This window comes from Pseudomonas sp. AC229, assembly GCF_979254655.1.
The window spans coordinates 40,106-57,236 of the sequence record NZ_CEEDHK010000011.1; the positions used below are offsets into that span (position 1 = coordinate 40,106).

The 17,131-nt window shown below is 62.1% G+C and carries 16 protein-coding genes; 9 read left to right on the forward strand and 7 right to left on the reverse strand.

Annotated elements, in window-relative coordinates:
- The first annotated feature begins 3 nt into the window (after positions 1 to 3).
- From AC0IW7_RS15940 to rmf, 3 genes are all read left to right on the forward strand, one after another.
- Positions 4 to 408 (forward strand): PaaI family thioesterase, encoded by a 405-nt coding sequence (locus AC0IW7_RS15940; RefSeq protein ID WP_463384556.1) that lies wholly within the window; start codon positions 4 to 6, stop codon positions 406 to 408.
- 171 nt (positions 409 to 579) lie between these two features.
- Complete coding sequence (gene gshA, locus AC0IW7_RS15945; RefSeq protein ID WP_471819312.1) at positions 580 to 2,163, forward strand: glutamate--cysteine ligase; 1,584 nt, start codon at positions 580 to 582, stop codon at positions 2,161 to 2,163.
- A gap of 109 nt (positions 2,164 to 2,272) precedes the next feature.
- Entirely contained in the window at positions 2,273 to 2,485 is a 213-nt protein-coding gene (gene rmf / locus AC0IW7_RS15950) for a ribosome modulation factor (protein WP_471819313.1), read from the forward strand.
- Positions 2,486 to 2,797: 312 nt separating this feature from the next.
- Here rmf and argA read toward each other — a convergent pair whose 3' ends face one another.
- Positions 2,798 to 4,096, reverse strand: coding sequence for an amino-acid N-acetyltransferase (gene argA, locus AC0IW7_RS15955; protein ID WP_463551224.1), 1,299 nt, complete (start codon positions 4,094 to 4,096; stop codon positions 2,798 to 2,800).
- A gap of 103 nt (positions 4,097 to 4,199) precedes the next feature.
- Positions 4,200 to 5,363 carry an acetylornithine deacetylase gene (gene argE, locus AC0IW7_RS15960; protein WP_471819315.1) on the reverse strand — a complete coding sequence of 388 codons (1,164 nt, stop codon included), beginning with the start codon at positions 5,361 to 5,363 and terminating at the stop codon, positions 4,200 to 4,202.
- A 286-nt stretch (positions 5,364 to 5,649) separates the two neighbouring features.
- On the opposite strand from argE, the gene AC0IW7_RS15965 reads away from it, so the two are divergent.
- The 6 genes from AC0IW7_RS15965 to AC0IW7_RS15990 all read left to right on the forward strand — a co-directional run bounded on the left by AC0IW7_RS15965 (position 5,650) and on the right by AC0IW7_RS15990 (position 11,193).
- Positions 5,650 to 7,020: a CYTH domain-containing protein gene (locus tag AC0IW7_RS15965; RefSeq protein WP_471819317.1), complete on the forward strand. Its 1,371-nt coding sequence runs from the start codon at positions 5,650 to 5,652 to the stop codon at positions 7,018 to 7,020.
- 213 nt (positions 7,021 to 7,233) lie between these two features.
- A complete protein-coding gene (gene tfpB / locus AC0IW7_RS15970) occupies positions 7,234 to 9,018 on the forward strand; it encodes a type IV pilus assembly ATPase TfpB (protein ID WP_471819319.1) in 1,785 nt (594 codons plus the stop codon).
- Positions 9,019 to 9,061: 43 nt separating this feature from the next.
- A complete protein-coding gene (locus AC0IW7_RS15975) occupies positions 9,062 to 9,988 on the forward strand; it encodes an SPFH domain-containing protein (protein WP_471819321.1) in 927 nt (308 codons plus the stop codon).
- Between the two features lie 13 nt (positions 9,989 to 10,001).
- Positions 10,002 to 10,451: an NfeD family protein gene (locus AC0IW7_RS15980; RefSeq protein ID WP_471819323.1), complete on the forward strand. Its 450-nt coding sequence runs from the start codon at positions 10,002 to 10,004 to the stop codon at positions 10,449 to 10,451.
- A 104-nt stretch (positions 10,452 to 10,555) separates the two neighbouring features.
- Positions 10,556 to 10,876, forward strand: coding sequence for a DUF2388 domain-containing protein (locus AC0IW7_RS15985; protein ID WP_471819325.1), 321 nt, complete (start codon positions 10,556 to 10,558; stop codon positions 10,874 to 10,876).
- Positions 10,877 to 10,968: 92 nt separating this feature from the next.
- On the forward strand, positions 10,969 to 11,193 hold the full coding sequence (locus AC0IW7_RS15990; protein WP_463384550.1) for a hypothetical protein: 225 nt from the start codon (positions 10,969 to 10,971) through the stop codon (positions 11,191 to 11,193).
- A gap of 94 nt (positions 11,194 to 11,287) precedes the next feature.
- Here the strand turns inward: AC0IW7_RS15990 and gcvH are convergent, their stop codons facing one another.
- The 5 genes from gcvH to AC0IW7_RS16015 all read right to left on the reverse strand — a co-directional run bounded on the left by gcvH (position 11,288) and on the right by AC0IW7_RS16015 (position 17,091).
- Positions 11,288 to 11,677: a glycine cleavage system protein GcvH gene (gene gcvH, locus AC0IW7_RS15995; protein ID WP_471819327.1), complete on the reverse strand. Its 390-nt coding sequence runs from the start codon at positions 11,675 to 11,677 to the stop codon at positions 11,288 to 11,290.
- A 97-nt stretch (positions 11,678 to 11,774) separates the two neighbouring features.
- A complete protein-coding gene (gene gcvT / locus AC0IW7_RS16000) occupies positions 11,775 to 12,857 on the reverse strand; it encodes a glycine cleavage system aminomethyltransferase GcvT (RefSeq protein ID WP_471819329.1) in 1,083 nt (360 codons plus the stop codon).
- Positions 12,858 to 13,035: 178 nt separating this feature from the next.
- On the reverse strand, positions 13,036 to 14,649 hold the full coding sequence (locus AC0IW7_RS16005; protein ID WP_471819331.1) for an ABC transporter permease: 1,614 nt from the start codon (positions 14,647 to 14,649) through the stop codon (positions 13,036 to 13,038).
- 116 nt (positions 14,650 to 14,765) lie between these two features.
- A complete protein-coding gene (locus tag AC0IW7_RS16010; RefSeq protein ID WP_471819540.1) occupies positions 14,766 to 15,725 on the reverse strand; it encodes an extracellular solute-binding protein in 960 nt (319 codons plus the stop codon).
- 145 nt (positions 15,726 to 15,870) lie between these two features.
- On the reverse strand, positions 15,871 to 17,091 hold the full coding sequence (locus AC0IW7_RS16015; protein WP_471819542.1) for a 2-octaprenyl-3-methyl-6-methoxy-1,4-benzoquinol hydroxylase: 1,221 nt from the start codon (positions 17,089 to 17,091) through the stop codon (positions 15,871 to 15,873).
- Between the last annotated feature and the right edge of the window lie 40 nt (positions 17,092 to 17,131).

The window sequence follows — 17,131 nt, forward strand, 5'->3', positions numbered from 1 at the left end:
ACCATGACCCAGCCAGCGGACACACCTTCCAACGCCGAAGAAATCGGCAGCACAAGCGCTTTTGCTCGCTTGCTGGGTTTACACATTCTCAAGGCCGACGGCGGCGAGGCGATCATTCGCCTGAGCATGCATGACGGCCTGCGCAACCTGCACGGCAAGCTGCACGGCGGCGCGCTGTTCTCGTTGATCGACACGGCCATGGGCCAAGCCAGCCACAGCGTGGTTGGCGGGCCGGGCACGGTGACGCTGGAGAGCAAAATCAACTACATCCGCCCGGTAGACGAGGGCGACATCCTCTGCCGCGCGTGGGTGGTGCACGCTGGTCGGCGCACGCAAGTGATCGAAGCCGAAGTGCATCAAGGCGACAAGTTGGTGGCCAAAGCCCAAGCGACGTTCGCCTGCCTGTAAACGCCCCGCTCAACGACCGGCTGATAGCGGCTAGGTGAGTTCCGCCGGCGGTGCGGGTAATCTGTTGCGAAATTGCGTAAACCAGGCGACCACGCCAGTTGTTTCCCATTGCCCTTGCAGACCGTTGATCTAGCCCCCATATAGGGCCGACTGACGCGAAGGAACACAAAATTGAGCGACCTCCTCTCCCGCCGCTTGGCACTGCTCAGCAATCCCGCCCACCTGAATTTGCTTACCCAGTGCCTGCACGGGATCGAGCGCGAATGCCTGCGTGTCGACAGCCAGGGCCAACTCGCCCTGACGCCGCACCCCATCGCGCTGGGCTCGGCGCTCACCCATCCGCAAATCACCACGGACTATTCCGAGTCGCTGCTGGAGTTCATCACTCCGGCTGAAACCGACCCGGCCGTCACGCTGGATGATCTGGAACAGATCCATCGCTTCGCCTACAGCAAGCTCGACAATGAGTACCTGTGGAGCCCGTCGATGCCGTGTCCGCTGCCGGAAGAGGAGGTGATTCCGATTGCCCGCTACGGCAACTCGAACATTGGCCGACTGAAATACGTGTACCGCAAAGGCTTGGCGCTGCGGTACGGCAAGACCATGCAGTGCATCGCCGGCATCCACTACAACTTCTCGCTACCTGAAGCGTTGTGGCCGTTGCTGCAAGTGGCCGAAGACGACACGCAGAGCGTGCGCGACTACCAGTCAGAGCGTTATATCGCCCTGATTCGCAACTTCCGCCGCTACAGCTGGCTGCTCATGTACCTGTTCGGCGCCTCGCCGGCGTTGGACGCCGGCTTCCTGCGCGGCCGCCCGCACAAGCTCGAGCAACTGGACGCCGACAGCCTCTACCTGCCCTATGCCACCAGCCTGCGCATGAGCGACCTCGGTTACCAGAGCAGCGCCCAGTCCGGCCTCACGCCTTGCTACAACGATCTGGCCAGCTACACCGATAGCCTGCGCCAGGCGGTGTCGACGCCTTATCCGGCCTACGCCGAAGCGGGCACCAAGAAAGATGGCGAATGGCAGCAGCTGAACACCAACATTCTGCAGATCGAAAACGAGTACTACTCGAACATCCGCCCCAAGCGCGTGACCTACAGCGGCGAGCGGCCGATTCAGGCGTTGATGGCGCGCGGCGTGCAATACGTGGAAGTGCGCTGCCTGGACATCAACCCGTTCCTGCCCATGGGCATCGACCTGACCAGCGCGCGCTTCATCGACGCCTTCGTGCTGTTCTGCGCCCTGCAACACAGCCCGGAATTGGGCGGCGGCGAGTGCAGCGGCTGTACCGACAACTTCCTGACCGTGGTGAAAGAAGGCCGCAAGCCGGGCCTGCAACTGTGCCGCAACGGTGAGGCCGTGAGCCTGCAAGCGTGGGCCACGGACCTGCTGGACCAGATCGGCAAGATCAGCGCCTTGCTCGACCAGAGTCATGGCAGCGATGTGCATATCCAAGCGCTCGAAGCCCAGCGCGCAAAAATCGCCGACCCGGCGCTGACGCCCTCGGCCCAGGTGCTGGCGAGCCTCAAGGCTAACAACGAAACGTTTGCCCAGTTCTCGTTCCGCCAGAGCCAGGCCCACGCCGAGTACTTCCGCAGCCAGCCGCTGAGCGATGAACAGCGCGCAGCGTTTGAGCAATCGGTGCAGCAATCGCTGGCCGATCAAGCCGCAACGGAAGCCGAACAGAGCGGCGATTTCGACACGTTCGTGGCCGCTTACCAGGCCAGTATTCTGGCCCTGGCGGTTTAGTCGATACCGTCACAAAAAAAGCCAGCGGGGTAAAAGCCGGGACCGACGGTCAGTCGCTCCCGGCCGGGCACGGCTAGCATTAGCGCAGTTCCCCAACGTGAGTTCACCCATGGCGCCGCCCGAGGCCATTCCCAAGGAAGACGAACCGCAATGGAGCCTGGAAAGCCTGAACAAGGCCTACCAACAGGGCTACATGGCCGGTTTGACTGGCAACCCGATCACCAACCAACCCCACGCCGCCGATGTACTGGCTGCAGCCTGGGAAGCGGGTTGGGATGATGGGGAAGAGCAGTATCAGCTGCTCGCGCAGAAGACGGCATAACAAACTCGAATGCTCTGCACCCCTCGCCCACTTGTGGGAGAGGGGCCGGGGGTGAGGGCCGGGCTTTACTCGATCCGCCCTATCTAAAAAGCCCCTCTCCCGCCCTTCGGGCACCCTCTCCCGCAAGCGGGCGAGGGGAAATTTCACCACCGTGCTCGGCCGTTCTCCCCTCGCCCACTTGTAGGAGAGGGGCATCAGGTACTCGCTCAATCAACGCTCACTTGTAGGAGCCAGCTTGCTGGCGAAAAATCTTCGCCAGCAAGCTGGCTCCTACAAGTGAAACGCGACCCCAGCAATTTCCGAATATGGCCGCTACAGCTGCTTCTCAAATATCTGCGAATTACGCTGATAGTTATAAAGCGAAGCCCTCGCCGCTGGCAGGCGCTCTACACCACTTGGCTCAAACCCGCGCTCGCGGAACCAATGGGCGGTGCGGGTCGTCAGCACGAACAAGGTTTTCAATCCCTGCGCCCGTGCTCGTTCTTCGATGCGTTCGAGCAGTTCGTCGCCGCGCCCGCCATGGCGGTATTCGGGGTTGACCGCCAAACACGCTAACTCGCCACTGTCTGAATCGGCAATTTGATACAGCGCGGCACAGGCGATGATCAAACCGTCGCGCTCGACGATGGTGAATTGCTCAATCTCGCGCTCCAGCACCTCGCGCGACCGGCGCACCAGAATGCCCTGCTCTTCCAGCGGGCTGATCAGGTCGATCAGGCCGCCGACGTCTTCAATGCTCGCTTCACGCAGTTGCTCGAACTGCTCCTGGTCCACCAGCGTGCCGCCGCCGTCGCGGGTGAACAGTTCGGTGAGCAGCGAGCCGTCTTCGCTGTAGCTGACGATATGCGCACGCTTCACGCCGCCCCGGCATGCCTGCGCCGCCGCATCCAGCAGCTCGGCCTGGTAGCTGTTGCCCAGGCGCTGCAAATGGGTCGGCACTTGCTGCGGGCGCAGTTCGCGCACCAGCTTGCCGGCGTCGTCCATCAGGCCTTGTTCGTTGCCAAACAGAATGAGTTTGTCAGCGCCCAGGTCGATGGCAGCGCGCATGGCCACGTCTTCGCAGGCGAGGTTGAAAATCTCGCCGGTCGGCGAATAGCCCAGCGGCGACAGCAGTACGATGGAGCGCTCGTCGAGCAAACGGCCGATGCCTTTGCGGTCGACCCGCCGCACTTCGCCGGTGTGGTGGTAGTCCACGCCTTCAACCACGCCAATGGGCCGCGCCGTGACGAAGTTGCCGCCCGCTACCCGCAGGCGCGAGCCCTGCATGGGCGAGGCGGCCATATCCATCGACAACCGGGCCTCAATGGCGATGCGCAACTGGCCGACAGCGTCGATTACGCATTCCAGCGTCGGGCCATCGGTGATGCGCATGTCGCGATGGTAATGCGGGGTCAGGCCACGGGCGGCCAGGCGCGCTTCAATTTGCGGGCGCGAGCCATGCACCAGCACCAGGCGCACGCCCAGGCTGTGCAGCAACACCAGGTCGTGAACGATGTTGCCGAAGTTAACGTGCGCAACGCCGTCGCCGGGCAGCATGACCACAAAGGTCCGGTCCCGGTGGGCGTTGATATAGGGCGAAGCGTGGCGAAGCCAATTGACGTATTCGGGCATAGCGCGAAGAGCCTTTTATTCGTGATGAGAAAGCCAGTGCAGGTACAGCGGTTCAGTCAGCTTTATCGTCGGAATTGGGGCTGCAACACGCGGGTGCTCCTTGTCATTGGGGTAACGGGGCGGTGGGGGTCAGGCAGTAATGCTGGATCAGTTCGCGCAGCACTTTCACGGTGGGCTGCAAACGTGACAATTCCAAGAATTCGCCCGGCTGGTGCGCACAACTGATGTCGCCGGGGCCGAGCACAATGGTCTCGCAACCAAGTTGCTGAAGATAAGGTGCTTCGGTGCCGAATGCCACTGCCTCGGCGCGATGCCCGGTCAGCCGCTCAGCCACGCGCACCAGCTCGGCATCGGCGGCTTGTTCGAAGGCCGGCACGTGGGGAAACAATGGGGCGAAGTCGATTTTCACCTGATGGCGCTCGGCAATCGGTTGCAGCTTCTCGCGAATGGCAGCGCGCAGGTGTTCGGCATCCATGCCCGGCAACGGCCGCAGGTCGAACTCCAATGAGCATTGGCCGCAGATACGGTTGGGGTTGTCGCCCCCGTGGATGCAGCCGAAATTCAGGGTCGGCTGCGGCACGCTGAATTGTTCGTTGCGGTACAGGCGTTGCCATTTCTGGCGCAGGTTCATCAGCTCGGCCATGGACGCATGCATCGCCTCAAGCGCGCTGTGGCCCAGGCTTGGGTCGGAGGAGTGGCCGCTCTGGCCGAGAATATCGATGCGCTCCATCATCACGCCTTTGTGCAGGCGAATCGGCCGCAGCCCAGTTGGCTCGCCAATCACCGCCGCGCGACCGAGTGGCCGTCCTGCGGCAGCCAAGGCGCGGGCACCGGCCATGGAGCTTTCTTCATCGCACGTAGCCAGCACCAGCAACGGCTGCTTGAACGGATGAGCAAGCAGCGGCAGGACAGCCTCGATAACCAGCGCGAAGAAGCTCTTCATGTCGCAAACGCCCAGGCCGACCCAAGTGCCGTCCACCTCCGTGAGCTTCAGCGGATCGCTTTTCCACAACGCTTCATCGAACGGCACGGTGTCGCTGTGTCCGGCCAGCACCAGGCCACCGGGACCGGAACCGAAACTGGCCAGCAGATTGAATTTGCCGGGAGAGACTTGCTGCACGTCGCAGCTGAAACCCAAGTCGCCAAGCCAGGTGCTGAGCAGATCGATCACCGCCTTGTTCGACAGGTCCAGGCTCGGCTGCGTACAGCTCACCGAAGGCGCGGCGATCAGCGCGGCGAATTGCTCTTTTAGGGTGGGTAGTGGCATGCCGGGTCTCCAAAGCGAGGCCCATCATAGAGGTATCGGTGATCAGATTTAAACCGTAACGGCGTGGCGCGACCCCGGCCCATTCCCTTGTACGTCTCCCACAAATCGAGATCGAGCGAGCTAGAGTGGGGCAAGGCAAAAACAGTTTTTGAAGCGCAGTGGGCTGTAGCCCATGAGCATTCAAAAATTGTTTTTAACGCAGCCCCGCCGACGCGCAGCCGATCGTTGCCGAACGTCCTGTACACTGCGCGCTCTCTTAAGTTCACCGCGTTTGGACTCCCCGGCCATGCAGAAAGAAACCGAAATTAAACTCCGCGTCAGCCGCGAAACCCTCACTGCCCTGCGCGACCACCCGCTGCTGAAAAAGCGCAACAAAGCCGGTTGGGAGCAGCGCGAACTGTTGAATCAATATTTCGATACCCCCGAGCGCGACCTGGCCAAGGCCCGCATCGCCCTGCGCATTCGCCGTGATGGCGATCAATTCATTCAAACCCTGAAAACCCGTGGCCAAAGCGTGGCCGGTTTGTCTGAGCGCAACGAGTACGACTGGTACCTGACCAAACCCAAGCTTGACCTGAAAAAGCTCGACGACAGCTGCTGGCCTGCCGCGCTGGCTGAGCTTGACAAGAAGACCCTGCAAGTCATTTTCACCACCGATTTCACCCGCCAACGCGCCGAAATCGCCTGGGGCCGTGGCAAGGCCAAGGTCGTGGTAGAAGCGGCGCTGGACCTCGGCAAAGTGGTCGCCGATGGAAAGGAAGAGGAAATCTGCGAACTCGAACTCGAGCTGCGCCAAGGCGAGCCGCAAGCGCTCCTGGAACTGGCCGCAGAGCTGGCCGCCGACGTGGCGCTGATGCCATGCGACATCAGCAAAGCCGAACGCGGCTATCGCCTGTTCGACGCCGGCAGCTACTCGCTGAACCTGCCGCAGCCCGAACTGACCGTTGAACAGCCGTTGGACTCCGCCTTCGCCGCGCTGGCCTGGAACCTGCTCGGCAGCAGCCAGCGCCTGGCCGAGCAATACCGTTTCAACGGCCACTGGCGTTTGCTGGTGGAATGGCTGGAAAACCTCGTGGACCTGCGCGCGCTGCTCAGTAGCTTGGGCCAGGCCGCACCGCGCGCCAGCAGCCATGACCTGCGCGAGCGCCTTGACGCGCTGCTGAACGACTGGCGCCCGCGCGTGGTCGCCGGCTTGAGCGACGATGACGCCCGTCAAGCCGCGCCTGCGCTGTTCCAAGCCGAGCTGCAAGGCACGCGTTGGGGCCAGTTCTCGCTCAATACCTCGCTATGGCTGATGACCAACGCCTGGACTGCCGAGCGCAACAACCGTGGCAACCGCCAAGGCGCGGCGCCGCTGGGCAACTGGCTGCCGACCTTGTTGGCCGAAGAAGCGCGCAGTCTGCAACTGGGTCGTTACCAGCAACAGCCGGAAGATTTAGCTGAGCAACTGCCGCGTATCGAGCGCATCCAAGTGTGGTTGCGACTGGCGCGTCAGGTGCTGGTTGAAGTGCCAGAAGTGGACCGCCTGTACGGCGAGCTGAACAAACTGCGCGACCTCGCCCACCGCCCCATCGAAGACGACTGCCTCGACGCGCGCAGCCAGCAAGCGCAAACGGTGCTGACCACAAAAGCGTGGAAAACCTTGCTGCGCGGTTGAGGCCCCCTCCGACATTCTGCCCCCCGCCGCTCTCGACCCGTTCCCCTCGCCCGCTTGCGGGGGAGGGTGCCCGAAGGGCGGGAGAGGGGCTCTTCCCTGCAAATGCCAATAGCGCGCCAAACCTGTGGACTCGGTTTGGCGCCAGCCCACGCATTCGGGCATGCTTGCGACTATTCTTGATCTACCCCGGCACCGCGTTTAACAGGAGTTTGCATGTCTGCCTTCGCTTCTCAGGCCCAGGATCGCACGCTGGATCTCAATGACCTGCTGCGCGAGCTGGTGGCCCAAGGCCGCGTCGGCCAGGACACCGCCGAGCAGTTGATGGCGATTCGCCGCAGCTCCAGCAATACGCAACTGCATCCCCTCGAATTCATTGCCGCGCAGCAAGTCGACGACCTCACCCGTCCCGGTAAAAAACTCGACCTCGAAACCCTGACCATCTGGTTGGCCAACCTCGCCGGCCAGCCATATATGCGCATCGACCCGCTCAAAATCAACGTGGCTGCTGTAACGCCGCTGATGTCGTACGCCTTCGCCCAGCGCCATAAAATTCTTGCCGTGGCGGCAGATAACGACGCCGTCACCATCGCCAGCGCGCAGCCGTTTGTGGCGAGCTGGGAAGCGAACCTGACCCACGTGCTCAAGCGCCCGATCAAGCGCGTGGTGGCCAATCCGGCCGATATCCAGCGCTTCACCGTGGAGTTTTTCCGCCTGGCCAAGTCGGTCAGCGGCGCTTCGGCGGTCGATACCAAAAGCACCAACATTGGCAACTTCGAGCAATTGCTCAACCTCGGCGCCAGCGATCAGGAGCCGGACGCCAACGACTCGCACATCGTCAACATCGTCGACTGGCTGTTCCAGTACGCCTATCAGCAGCGCGCCAGTGACATCCATATCGAGCCTCGCCGCGAGCAAGGCACCGTGCGCTTTCGCATCGACGGCGTGCTGCACAACGTCTACCAATTTCCGCCGCAGGTCACCATGGCCATTGTCAGCCGCCTGAAAACACTGGGGCGCATGAACGTGGCAGAAAAACGCAAACCGCAGGACGGCCGGGTGAAGACCAAGACCCCGGACGGCGGCGAAGTGGAGCTGCGCCTGTCGACGCTGCCCACCGCGTTCGGCGAAAAGATGGTGATGCGAATTTTCGACCCGGAAGTGCTGCTCAAGAACTTCGACCAACTCGGCTTTTCGCCTGACGACTTACGCCGCTGGCTGGAAATGACCGGCCAACCCAACGGCATCATTCTGGTCACCGGCCCCACCGGTTCGGGCAAAACCACCACGCTGTATACGTCGCTGAAAAAGCTCGCCACCTCCGAAGTGAACCTGTGCACCATCGAAGACCCGATCGAGATGATCGAGCCGGCGTTCAACCAGATGCAGGTGCAGCACAACATCGACCTAACGTTCGCCAGCGGCGTGCGCGCGCTCATGCGGCAAGACCCGGACATCATTATGGTCGGCGAGATTCGCGACCTGGAAACCGCCGAAATGGCCATTCAGGCCGCGCTCACCGGCCACTTGGTGCTCTCTACCTTGCACACCAACGACGCGCCGAGCGCGATTACGCGCTTGCTGGAATTGGGCGTGCCGTATTACCTGCTCAAGGCCACGTTGCTGGGCGTCATGGCGCAGCGCCTGGTGCGCACGCTGTGTCCGCACTGCAAAGAGCCGGTCGACATTAGCGAAGAAGATTGGCAATCCCTGACCCGCCCGTGGAGCGCACCGCTACCAACCGGGGCGCACAAGGCCGTCGGTTGCCTGGAGTGCCGCGACACCGGCTACCGTGGCCGTGCGGGCGTTTACGAAATCATGCAACTGAGCGACAGCCTGAAACCCTTTATCAGCGCCGACACCGATTTGCTGTCGCTGCGTCGCCAGGCGTTTAAGGAGGGAATGCGCAGTTTGCGTCTCTCCGGCGCACAGAAGGTTGCGGCCGGGCTCACCACCATCGAGGAAGTGTTGCGGGTGACGCCGCAGAGTGAACAAAAGTAAGGTTCGACGCGGAACATCACCCCCCCAACAACAAGGATCCGTTATGCAAATCGGCAGTGTGCTTTTCCTCTTCGTCGGCCTCGCGGTCGCCATTCTATTCATGGGTTTCAAAGTGGTGCCGCAAGGCTTCGAGTGGACGGTGGAGCGCTTTGGTCGCTACACCAACACGCTGCGCCCGGGCCTGAACATTATCGTGCCGGTGATGGACCGCATCGGGCGGCGCATCAACGTGATGGAAAACGTGCTGGATATTCCGCCGCAGGAAGTCATCACCTCGGACAACGCCACAGTGCAAATCGATGCCGTGTGCTTCTTCCAAGTGGTGAACACCGCCCAGGCGGCTTACGAGGTCAACAACCTCGAACACGCCATCCGCAACCTGCTCCAAACCAACATTCGCACCGTACTCGGCTCCATGGAGCTGGACGCCATGCTCGGCCAGCGCGACGTGATCAACGAACGCCTGCTGCGCACCGTCGACGAGGCCACGGCGCCGTGGGGCATCAAGATCACCCGCATCGAGATCAAAGACATCAGCCCACCCGCCGACCTTATGGCCGCCATGTCCGGGCAAATGAAAGCCGAGCGGGTGAAACGCGCGCAAATTCTGGAAGCCGAAGGCCTTCGCGCCGCGGCGATTCTGACCGCCGAAGGGAAAAAACAGGCGCAAATTCTTGAGGCCGAAGGCGAACGCCAGGCGGCGTTTCTCGAATCTGAAGCACGGGAGCGTCAGGCCGAAGCGGAAGCGCGGGCCACGCAAGTGGTGTCTGAAGCCATCGCCACCGGCAACGTACAGGCGATCAATTATTTTGTTGCGCAAAAGTACATCGACGCGCTCGGCAAGCTGGCTTCAGCTAACAACAGCAAAGTGATTCTGATGCCGCTGGAAGCGAGCCAGGTGATCGGCGCGGTCGGCGGTATCGGCGAAATCGTCAAAGCGACGTTCGATCAAAACAATAAAAAGGCCTGAGGACGCGCGTCAGATGATGGATTTTCTGCAACACCTGTCCTTCTGGGACTGGCTCGCGCTGGGCACCTTGCTGCTGATTCTGGAAGTGTTCGGCGCTGGCGGTTATCTGCTTTGGACGGGCATGGCGGCCGCTGCGGTCGGGGTCATCAGTTACGTGTTCCCGGCCCTGCCGTGGCCGTGGCAGTTCCTGCTGTTTGCCGTGCTTTCGCTGGCCACTGCGGTGCTTTGGTGGCAGCGGCTGCGCGCGGGCAATAAAACCTCGCAGCAACCGGGCCTGAATCAACGCGGCCAGGAATTTTTCGGCCGTACGTTTGCGCTGCATGAAGCCATCGTCGGCGGACGCGGCAAGATCAAAGCAGGCGACACGCTGTGGCTGGTCAGCGGGCCTGACTTGCCCGTCGGTACGCCGGTGGAAGTGGTCGGTCAGGACGGCGTGGTGCTGAAAATAAAAGCCTGCACCTGAGCGCCCCCTGTGAAGCAAGTGGAACTCGCGCGTTGGGCTGGGAGTCGTAACTTCAGGCTCCACACACCCACGCGTTATCCGCCAGTTATCGCAGGAGAACCACCATGCACCGCAAACTCGTTGTTGCGTCCTTGTTGCTGATCGTCCCGGTTGCTTCGGCCACGGCCGACACGTTCTGGCGCAATGTGCTGTCATCCGGCGCCACCACCGGCTCGTTTTATCTGACCTCGCGCGACGACCACAAAGTGATCGTGAACGCTCAGGAAGACGCTGGCAGCTATATCGCCAGCAACGGCGCCATTCGCGGCCCGTACCTGGAAGCGGCGCTGCAGAAAGTGCGTGCTGAGCACCCAGGCCTGAAAGCCTCGGACGATGAATTGGCCCAGGCCATTCTGACGGCCGACCCGGCAAACAGCGCGCAGTAAGCTGATCGGACTGGATTGCCTACCGCGTCCGGTTGCGGACGCGGTGAATATGCGAGCATCGCGCTTCACTTCTATCGACAAGGACCGTTGCCATGGGCAATCCCATCCCGACCCTCAAGGTCATTCTGATCCTGATCATTGCTGTGAACGCCATCTGGTTCACCGACCGTTTGGTGTCACTGATCGGCCTCGACATTTTGACTTACCTGCCAACCGCCGTTTGGCAATTGCTGAGCGCCTTTAGTAGCGGCTTGCTGATCATCTTCAACGTGTTGCTGCTTGGGTTGCTGTCAAGGCTTCAGCTCAAGGACGAGTAAGCCGTTTGGATTGGTTGAGCAACGCGAAGCCCAACATAAGCCACACACAAAAAAGCCCCGACCATGTCGGGGCTTTTTGCATAGCGCGGATCGCTTAAGCGTCAGCGTCGGCCACCGCCTGGTAAGCGCCCGCATCGAGCAGCTTGTCCAATTCACTCACATCGCTCGGCTGCAGCTTGTAGAACCAAGTGCCGTAGGGGTCGCCATTCACGCTTTCTGGCGCGTCGGCCAGGGCGTCGTTAACGGCGGTGACGGTGCCACTGACCGGCGAGTAGATATCGGAAGCGGCTTTAACCGATTCCACCACACCGGCTTCCTGGCCGGCGGCCAGTTGCTTGCCGATTTCTGGCAGCTCGACGAATACCACGTCGCCCAGCGCTTCCTGCGCGTGGTCGGAGATGCCCACGGTCACGCTGCCATCGGCTTCAAGGCGGGCCCATTCGTGGCTGGCGGCGTAACGCAGGTCGCTGGGGATATTGCTCATGTCTTGGTCCTCAAGTCGGGAGGCGGAACGTCCGCCTGGAAAATTTAGCAGGTTGTGGCGCGTCGCCGAAACTGGCGTAGCACTGCATCACAATCGATCAGATCAACGCCTTGCCGTGGCGCACGAAATTAGGCCGAACCACCCGCACCGGGTACCACTTGCCGCGGATTTCCACCTCGGCTCGTTCGCCAGTGCTCGCCGGAACGCGCGCCAGGGCAATGGATTTCCCCAGCGTAGGCGAAAAGCTGCCGCTGGTGATCTCGCCCTCGCCAACGCCTTCAACCCGCACCACTTGATGAGCGCGCAACACACCACGTTCCTCAAGCACCAGGCCCACCAGTTTGGGCTGGTCGCCGGCGTCGCGCTGGGCTTGCAACGCCTCACGGCCGATGAACTGGCGACTGGTCGGTTCCCAGGAAATGGTCCAGGCCATGTTGGCGGCCAGGGGCGAAACGCTTTCGTCCATATCCTGACCATAGAGATTCATGCCCGCTTCCAGGCGCAGCGTGTCACGTGCACCCAAGCCAATCGGGGCGATGCCGGCGCCGACCAGTTCGTTGAAGAAGCCCGACGCATCCTCGACCGGCAACACAATTTCCAGGCCGTCTTCACCGGTATAACCGGTGCGGGCGATAAACCATTCGCCATCGGCGAAGCCCTGGAACGGTTTGAGGTCGGCAATCAACGTGGCGCGGCTGGACGACACCAACTCCGCCACCTTGGCGCGGGCGTGGGGGCCTTGAATCGCCAACATCGCCAGTTCGCTGCGCTCGTTGAGCTGCACATCGAAGCCAGCGGTTTGCGCTTGCATCCAGGCGATGTCTTTGTCGCGGGTGGCGGCATTGACCACCACGCGGTAGCCGGTGGCGGTGAGGTAGACGATCAGGTCGTCGATCACGCCGCCTTCTCGGTTGAGCATGGCGCTGTAAAGGGCTTTGCCGAGGTCTTGCAGGCGCTCGATATCGTTGGCCAGCAAGTGCTGAAGGTAGGCCTTGGCCTGGGCGCCGCTGACGTCGACCACCGTCATGTGCGACACATCGAAGACGCCGCAGTCGCGACGCACTTCATGGTGCTCCTCAACTTGCGAGCCGTAGTGCAGTGGCATATCCCAACCACCGAAATCGACCATCTTGGCACCCAATGCAAGGTGCAGATCATAGAGGGGCGTGCGCTGTCCCATGGGTTTCTCCTTCCGGGCTTGGCGAAGGTGTGGGCGAAGCGTGAAACGCGGCTGAGCCTACGGAAACGGGCACTTGCACGAGGTTTCAACACGACGGTCTGGATGACGTCCTACACCGAATGGCGCGCATTGTAGCCGCAAGACTCCCGCCTGCACACACGCCTTACAGACCAGGCGTTCAATGCCCGAAGCGGCGCGCGGAACGACGGATAAGACCGATCACTGGCAGCAAGCCGACCAGTACCAGCGTCAGCGCCGGCAACGCGGCACGCGCCCATTCGCCCTCGCTGGTCATCTCGAAAATACGCACGGCGAGGGTGTCCCAGCCGAACGGGCGCATCAGCAAGGTGGCAGGCATTTCTTTCAACACATCGACAAACACCAACAGCGCCGCGCTCAGCGCACCCGGCACCAGCAGCGGCAGGTAAACCCGGAAGAACAACCCATAACCGGACACGCCCAGGCTGCGAGACGCTTCTGGCAGCGACGGGCGAATGCGCGCCAGTGCGCCTTCGAGCGGTCCGTAGGCCACGGTAATAAAGCGGACCAGGTAGGCCAGCACCAGCGCCGACAAACTGCCCAGCAGCAACGGTTTGCCGGCGCCACCGAGCCAGGTCGACAACGGCACCACCCACGCGCGATCCAGGTAGCTGAACACCAGCATGATCGACACGGCGAGCACCGAGCCGGGCAAGGCGTAACCGAGATTGGCCAGGCTGACGGCGCTGCGGATCGGCCGCGTTGGCACCAGGCGCCGAGCGAACACCAGCAGCAACGCCACGGCGACCGTCACCGCAGCGGCAATGGCGCCCAAGTAGAGCGTGTGGAGAATCAGGCCGATGTAGCGCTCGTCGAGGTCAAAGCGCCCGCGCTGCCAGCACCAAACGATCAGTTGCACCAGCGGCACCAAAAACGCACAGGCGAACACCAGTACACACCACGTACTGGCCGCTAGCGCCTTCCAGCCGCGCAGGTGATAAAGCGCATACCCGCGCGGCCGCTCACTGGCCGGCCGGCTGGCGCCTCGGGCGCGGCGTTCGCCGTATACCACCAGCATTACCGCCAGTAGCAACAGGCTGGCGAGTTGCGTGGCGCTAGCCAGGCTGTAAAAGCCGTACCAGGTTTTGTAGATGGCGGTGGTGAAGGTGTCGAAATTGAACACCGACACGGCGCCGAAATCCGCCAGGGTTTCCATCAACGCCAAGGCGATGCCCGCACCAATCGCCGGCCGCGCCATGGGCATCGCCACCCGCCAGAACGCTTGCCACGGGGTTTGCCCGAGGATGCGCGCGGCCTCCATCAGTCCTTTGCCCTGAGCCAGAAACGCGCTGCGCGCGAGCAGGTAAACGTAGGGGTAGAAAACCAGCACTAACACCACGATCACGCCACCGGTGGAGCGCACGCGCGGCAAGCGCACACCGGTGCCGAACCACTCGCGCAACAGCGTTTGCAGCGGTCCGGCGAAATCCAGCAAGCCGACAAATACAAAGGCCAGGACGTAAGCGGGAATGGCGAACGGCAGCATCAGCGCCCAGTCGAGCCAGCGTCGACCGGGGAACTCACACAGGCTGGTGAGCCAGGCCAGACTCACGCCGAGCAGCGTGACGCCAACGCCAACGCCGATGACCAGCACCAGCGTGTTGCCGAGCAGGCGTGGCATCTGGGTATCCCAGAGGTGGGCCCAGATTTCGTGATCAATGGTTTGCCAGGAGAGCAGCAGAACGGAGAGCGGCAACAACACCAGCGCGGCGATGGCGAAAGAGATGAGATACCAGCGACGTTGGTGAACCACGGGTGAGCCTGGTTGGAATGGAGTAAGGGCGCAACTATACGTTTGCAGGGATCGCGGCTAAAGCCGCTCCTACAGACGAGGCAAACCCTGTAGGAGCGGCTTTAGCCGCGATGCTGTTAATACCAGCCAGCGCGGTCCATCAATTTAATGGCTTCGGCCTGGCGCTTTCCGGCGACCTCAACCGGAATGGTATCGGCCTTGAACGCTCCCCAACTCGCCACCTCATCCGACGGCTTAACGCTGGGATTAGCCGGATATTCCTGGTTCACACCGGCAAAAATCGCCTGCGCTTCGGGGCCAGTCATCCATTCAACCAGCGCCTTGGCGGCAGCCGGGTGCGGCGCGTGCTGGGTCAGGCCAATGCCGGACAAATTGACGTGCACGCCACGGTCGCTCTGGTTCGGCCAGAACAATTTCACAGCCAGACTCGGATCTTGTTTGTGCAGGCGCCCGTAGTAGTAGGTGTTGACGATGCCGACATCGCACTGCCCGGCATTGATGGCTTGCAGCACGGCGATGTCGTCGGAGAACACATCGGTGGACAGGTTGTTCACCCAGCCCTTGAGGATTTCTTCGGTCTTGGCCGCGCCATGGGTTTCGATCAGCGTGGCGGTCAGCGATTGGTTGTAGACCTTTTTCGCCGTGCGCAGGCACAAACGCCCTTCCCACTCTTTGCCCGCCAGCGCTTCGTAGGTGGAAAGCTCTTCGGGCTTCACCCGGTCAGTGGCGTAGGCGATGGTGCGCGCGCGCAGCGACAGGCCGGTCCAGCTGTCGGTGGAAGAACGGTATTGGCTGGGAATATTGGCGTCGATAACCGGCGAGTCGAAGGGTTGCAAAATGCCCATGTTCTCGGCTTGCCAGAGGTTGCCGGCGTCAACGGTAAGCAGCAGGTCGGCGGTGGCGTTGCTGCCTTCGGCCTTGATGCGCTGCATCAGCGGCGCTTCCTTGTCGGTGATGAACTTGACCTTCACGCCGGTTTTGGCGGTGTACGCGTCGAAGACCGGTTTGATCAGTTCATCGATACGGGAGGAATACACCACCACTTCGTCGGCGGCTTGCGCGGTCGCTGCGGCCATCAGTACCAGCAGGGAAAAACAGGTGCGGCGAATCTGCACGGACAACGTCCTCGTAAAAACCAGAAGGTCGCAAATGATAGTTAACCTCAGTTGGCGACCGGCGATCGACGTGTGTCGGAATGTTGCGATGCGCCGCTCAGCCGCCTCAAGCCTTGGCTAACGCCGGAAGGTCACCCGACAAGCCCAGCGCCTGGCGCACGAACAGCGCTTTGCCTTCGGCTAAGCCGTCCACCAGATTCAAGCCGCTATTGCGCAGCCAGCGCAGGGGCAGCGGATCGGCTTGGAACAAGCGCTGGAAGCCTTCCATTGCCGCCATCATCGCCAGGTTATGCGGCATGCGCCGGCGCTCGAAACGGCTGAGCACGCGCGTGTCCGCCAGGCTTTCGCCACGCTCAACCGCATGCAGCAGCACTTCGGCCAGCACGGCGGCGTCGAGGAAACCGAGGTTGACGCCCTGCCCCGCCAGCGGGTGGATCGTGTGCGCGGCATCGCCGATCAGCGCCAGGCCGGGCTCCACGTAACGCTTGGCGTGACGCTGGCGCAGCGGAATGCATAGGCGCGGATCAACCTCCAGCACCTCGCCCAAGCGCCACTCGAAGGCTTTGCCAAGTTCTGTTCGGAAGGCTTCGTCGTCCAACGCCATCAGCCGTTCGGCCTGTTCCGGCGTCGTCGACCAGACGATGGAGCACCAGTGTTCAAGCGCGCCGTCACGGGCCAGCGGCAAAAAGGCCAGCGGGCCGTCATCAGTGAAACGTTGCCATGCCGTGCGTTGGTGTGGCTGGCTGCAGCGCACGCTGGTGACGATGGCGTGGTGCAGGTAATTCCACTCGCGGGTGGCGCAACCGGCCAGCCGCCGTACCGCCGAATTGGCGCCGTCAGCGGCGATCACCAAGGGCGTACGCACGGTGCGGCCATCGGCGAGGGTGAGCAGCCAATCGTCGCCGGAATGGCGAAGCTGTTCGAGGCGCGCATCGGCCAGCAAGCCAATATCGGCATCGTGCAGGCGCTCAAGCAACGCATCCTGAATCACACGGTTTTCGACGATATGACCAAGCACATCGGCGTGCACGCTGGCGGCGGAGAAATGGATCTGGCCCGTTCCGGAACCGTCCCACACCTGCATGTCACCGTAAGGGCTGCTGCGCCGGGCTCCGATACCGGACCAGGCGCCAACGCGCTCAAGAATGCGCTGGCTGGCCATGGACAACGCGCTCACGCGAGGCTCGAATGCGGCGGCGCGGTCGAACGGTTTGACGCTCAGAGGACTGCCATCGATCAGCAGAATATTCAGACCGCTGTGTTGCAGCGCCAAACCCAGCGCACTGCCGACCATACCGGCCCCGACTATCACCAAATCTGCTCGCATTTCCATGCTGTGGGCCTATGCGTGGGCGGCTATTGGCCGC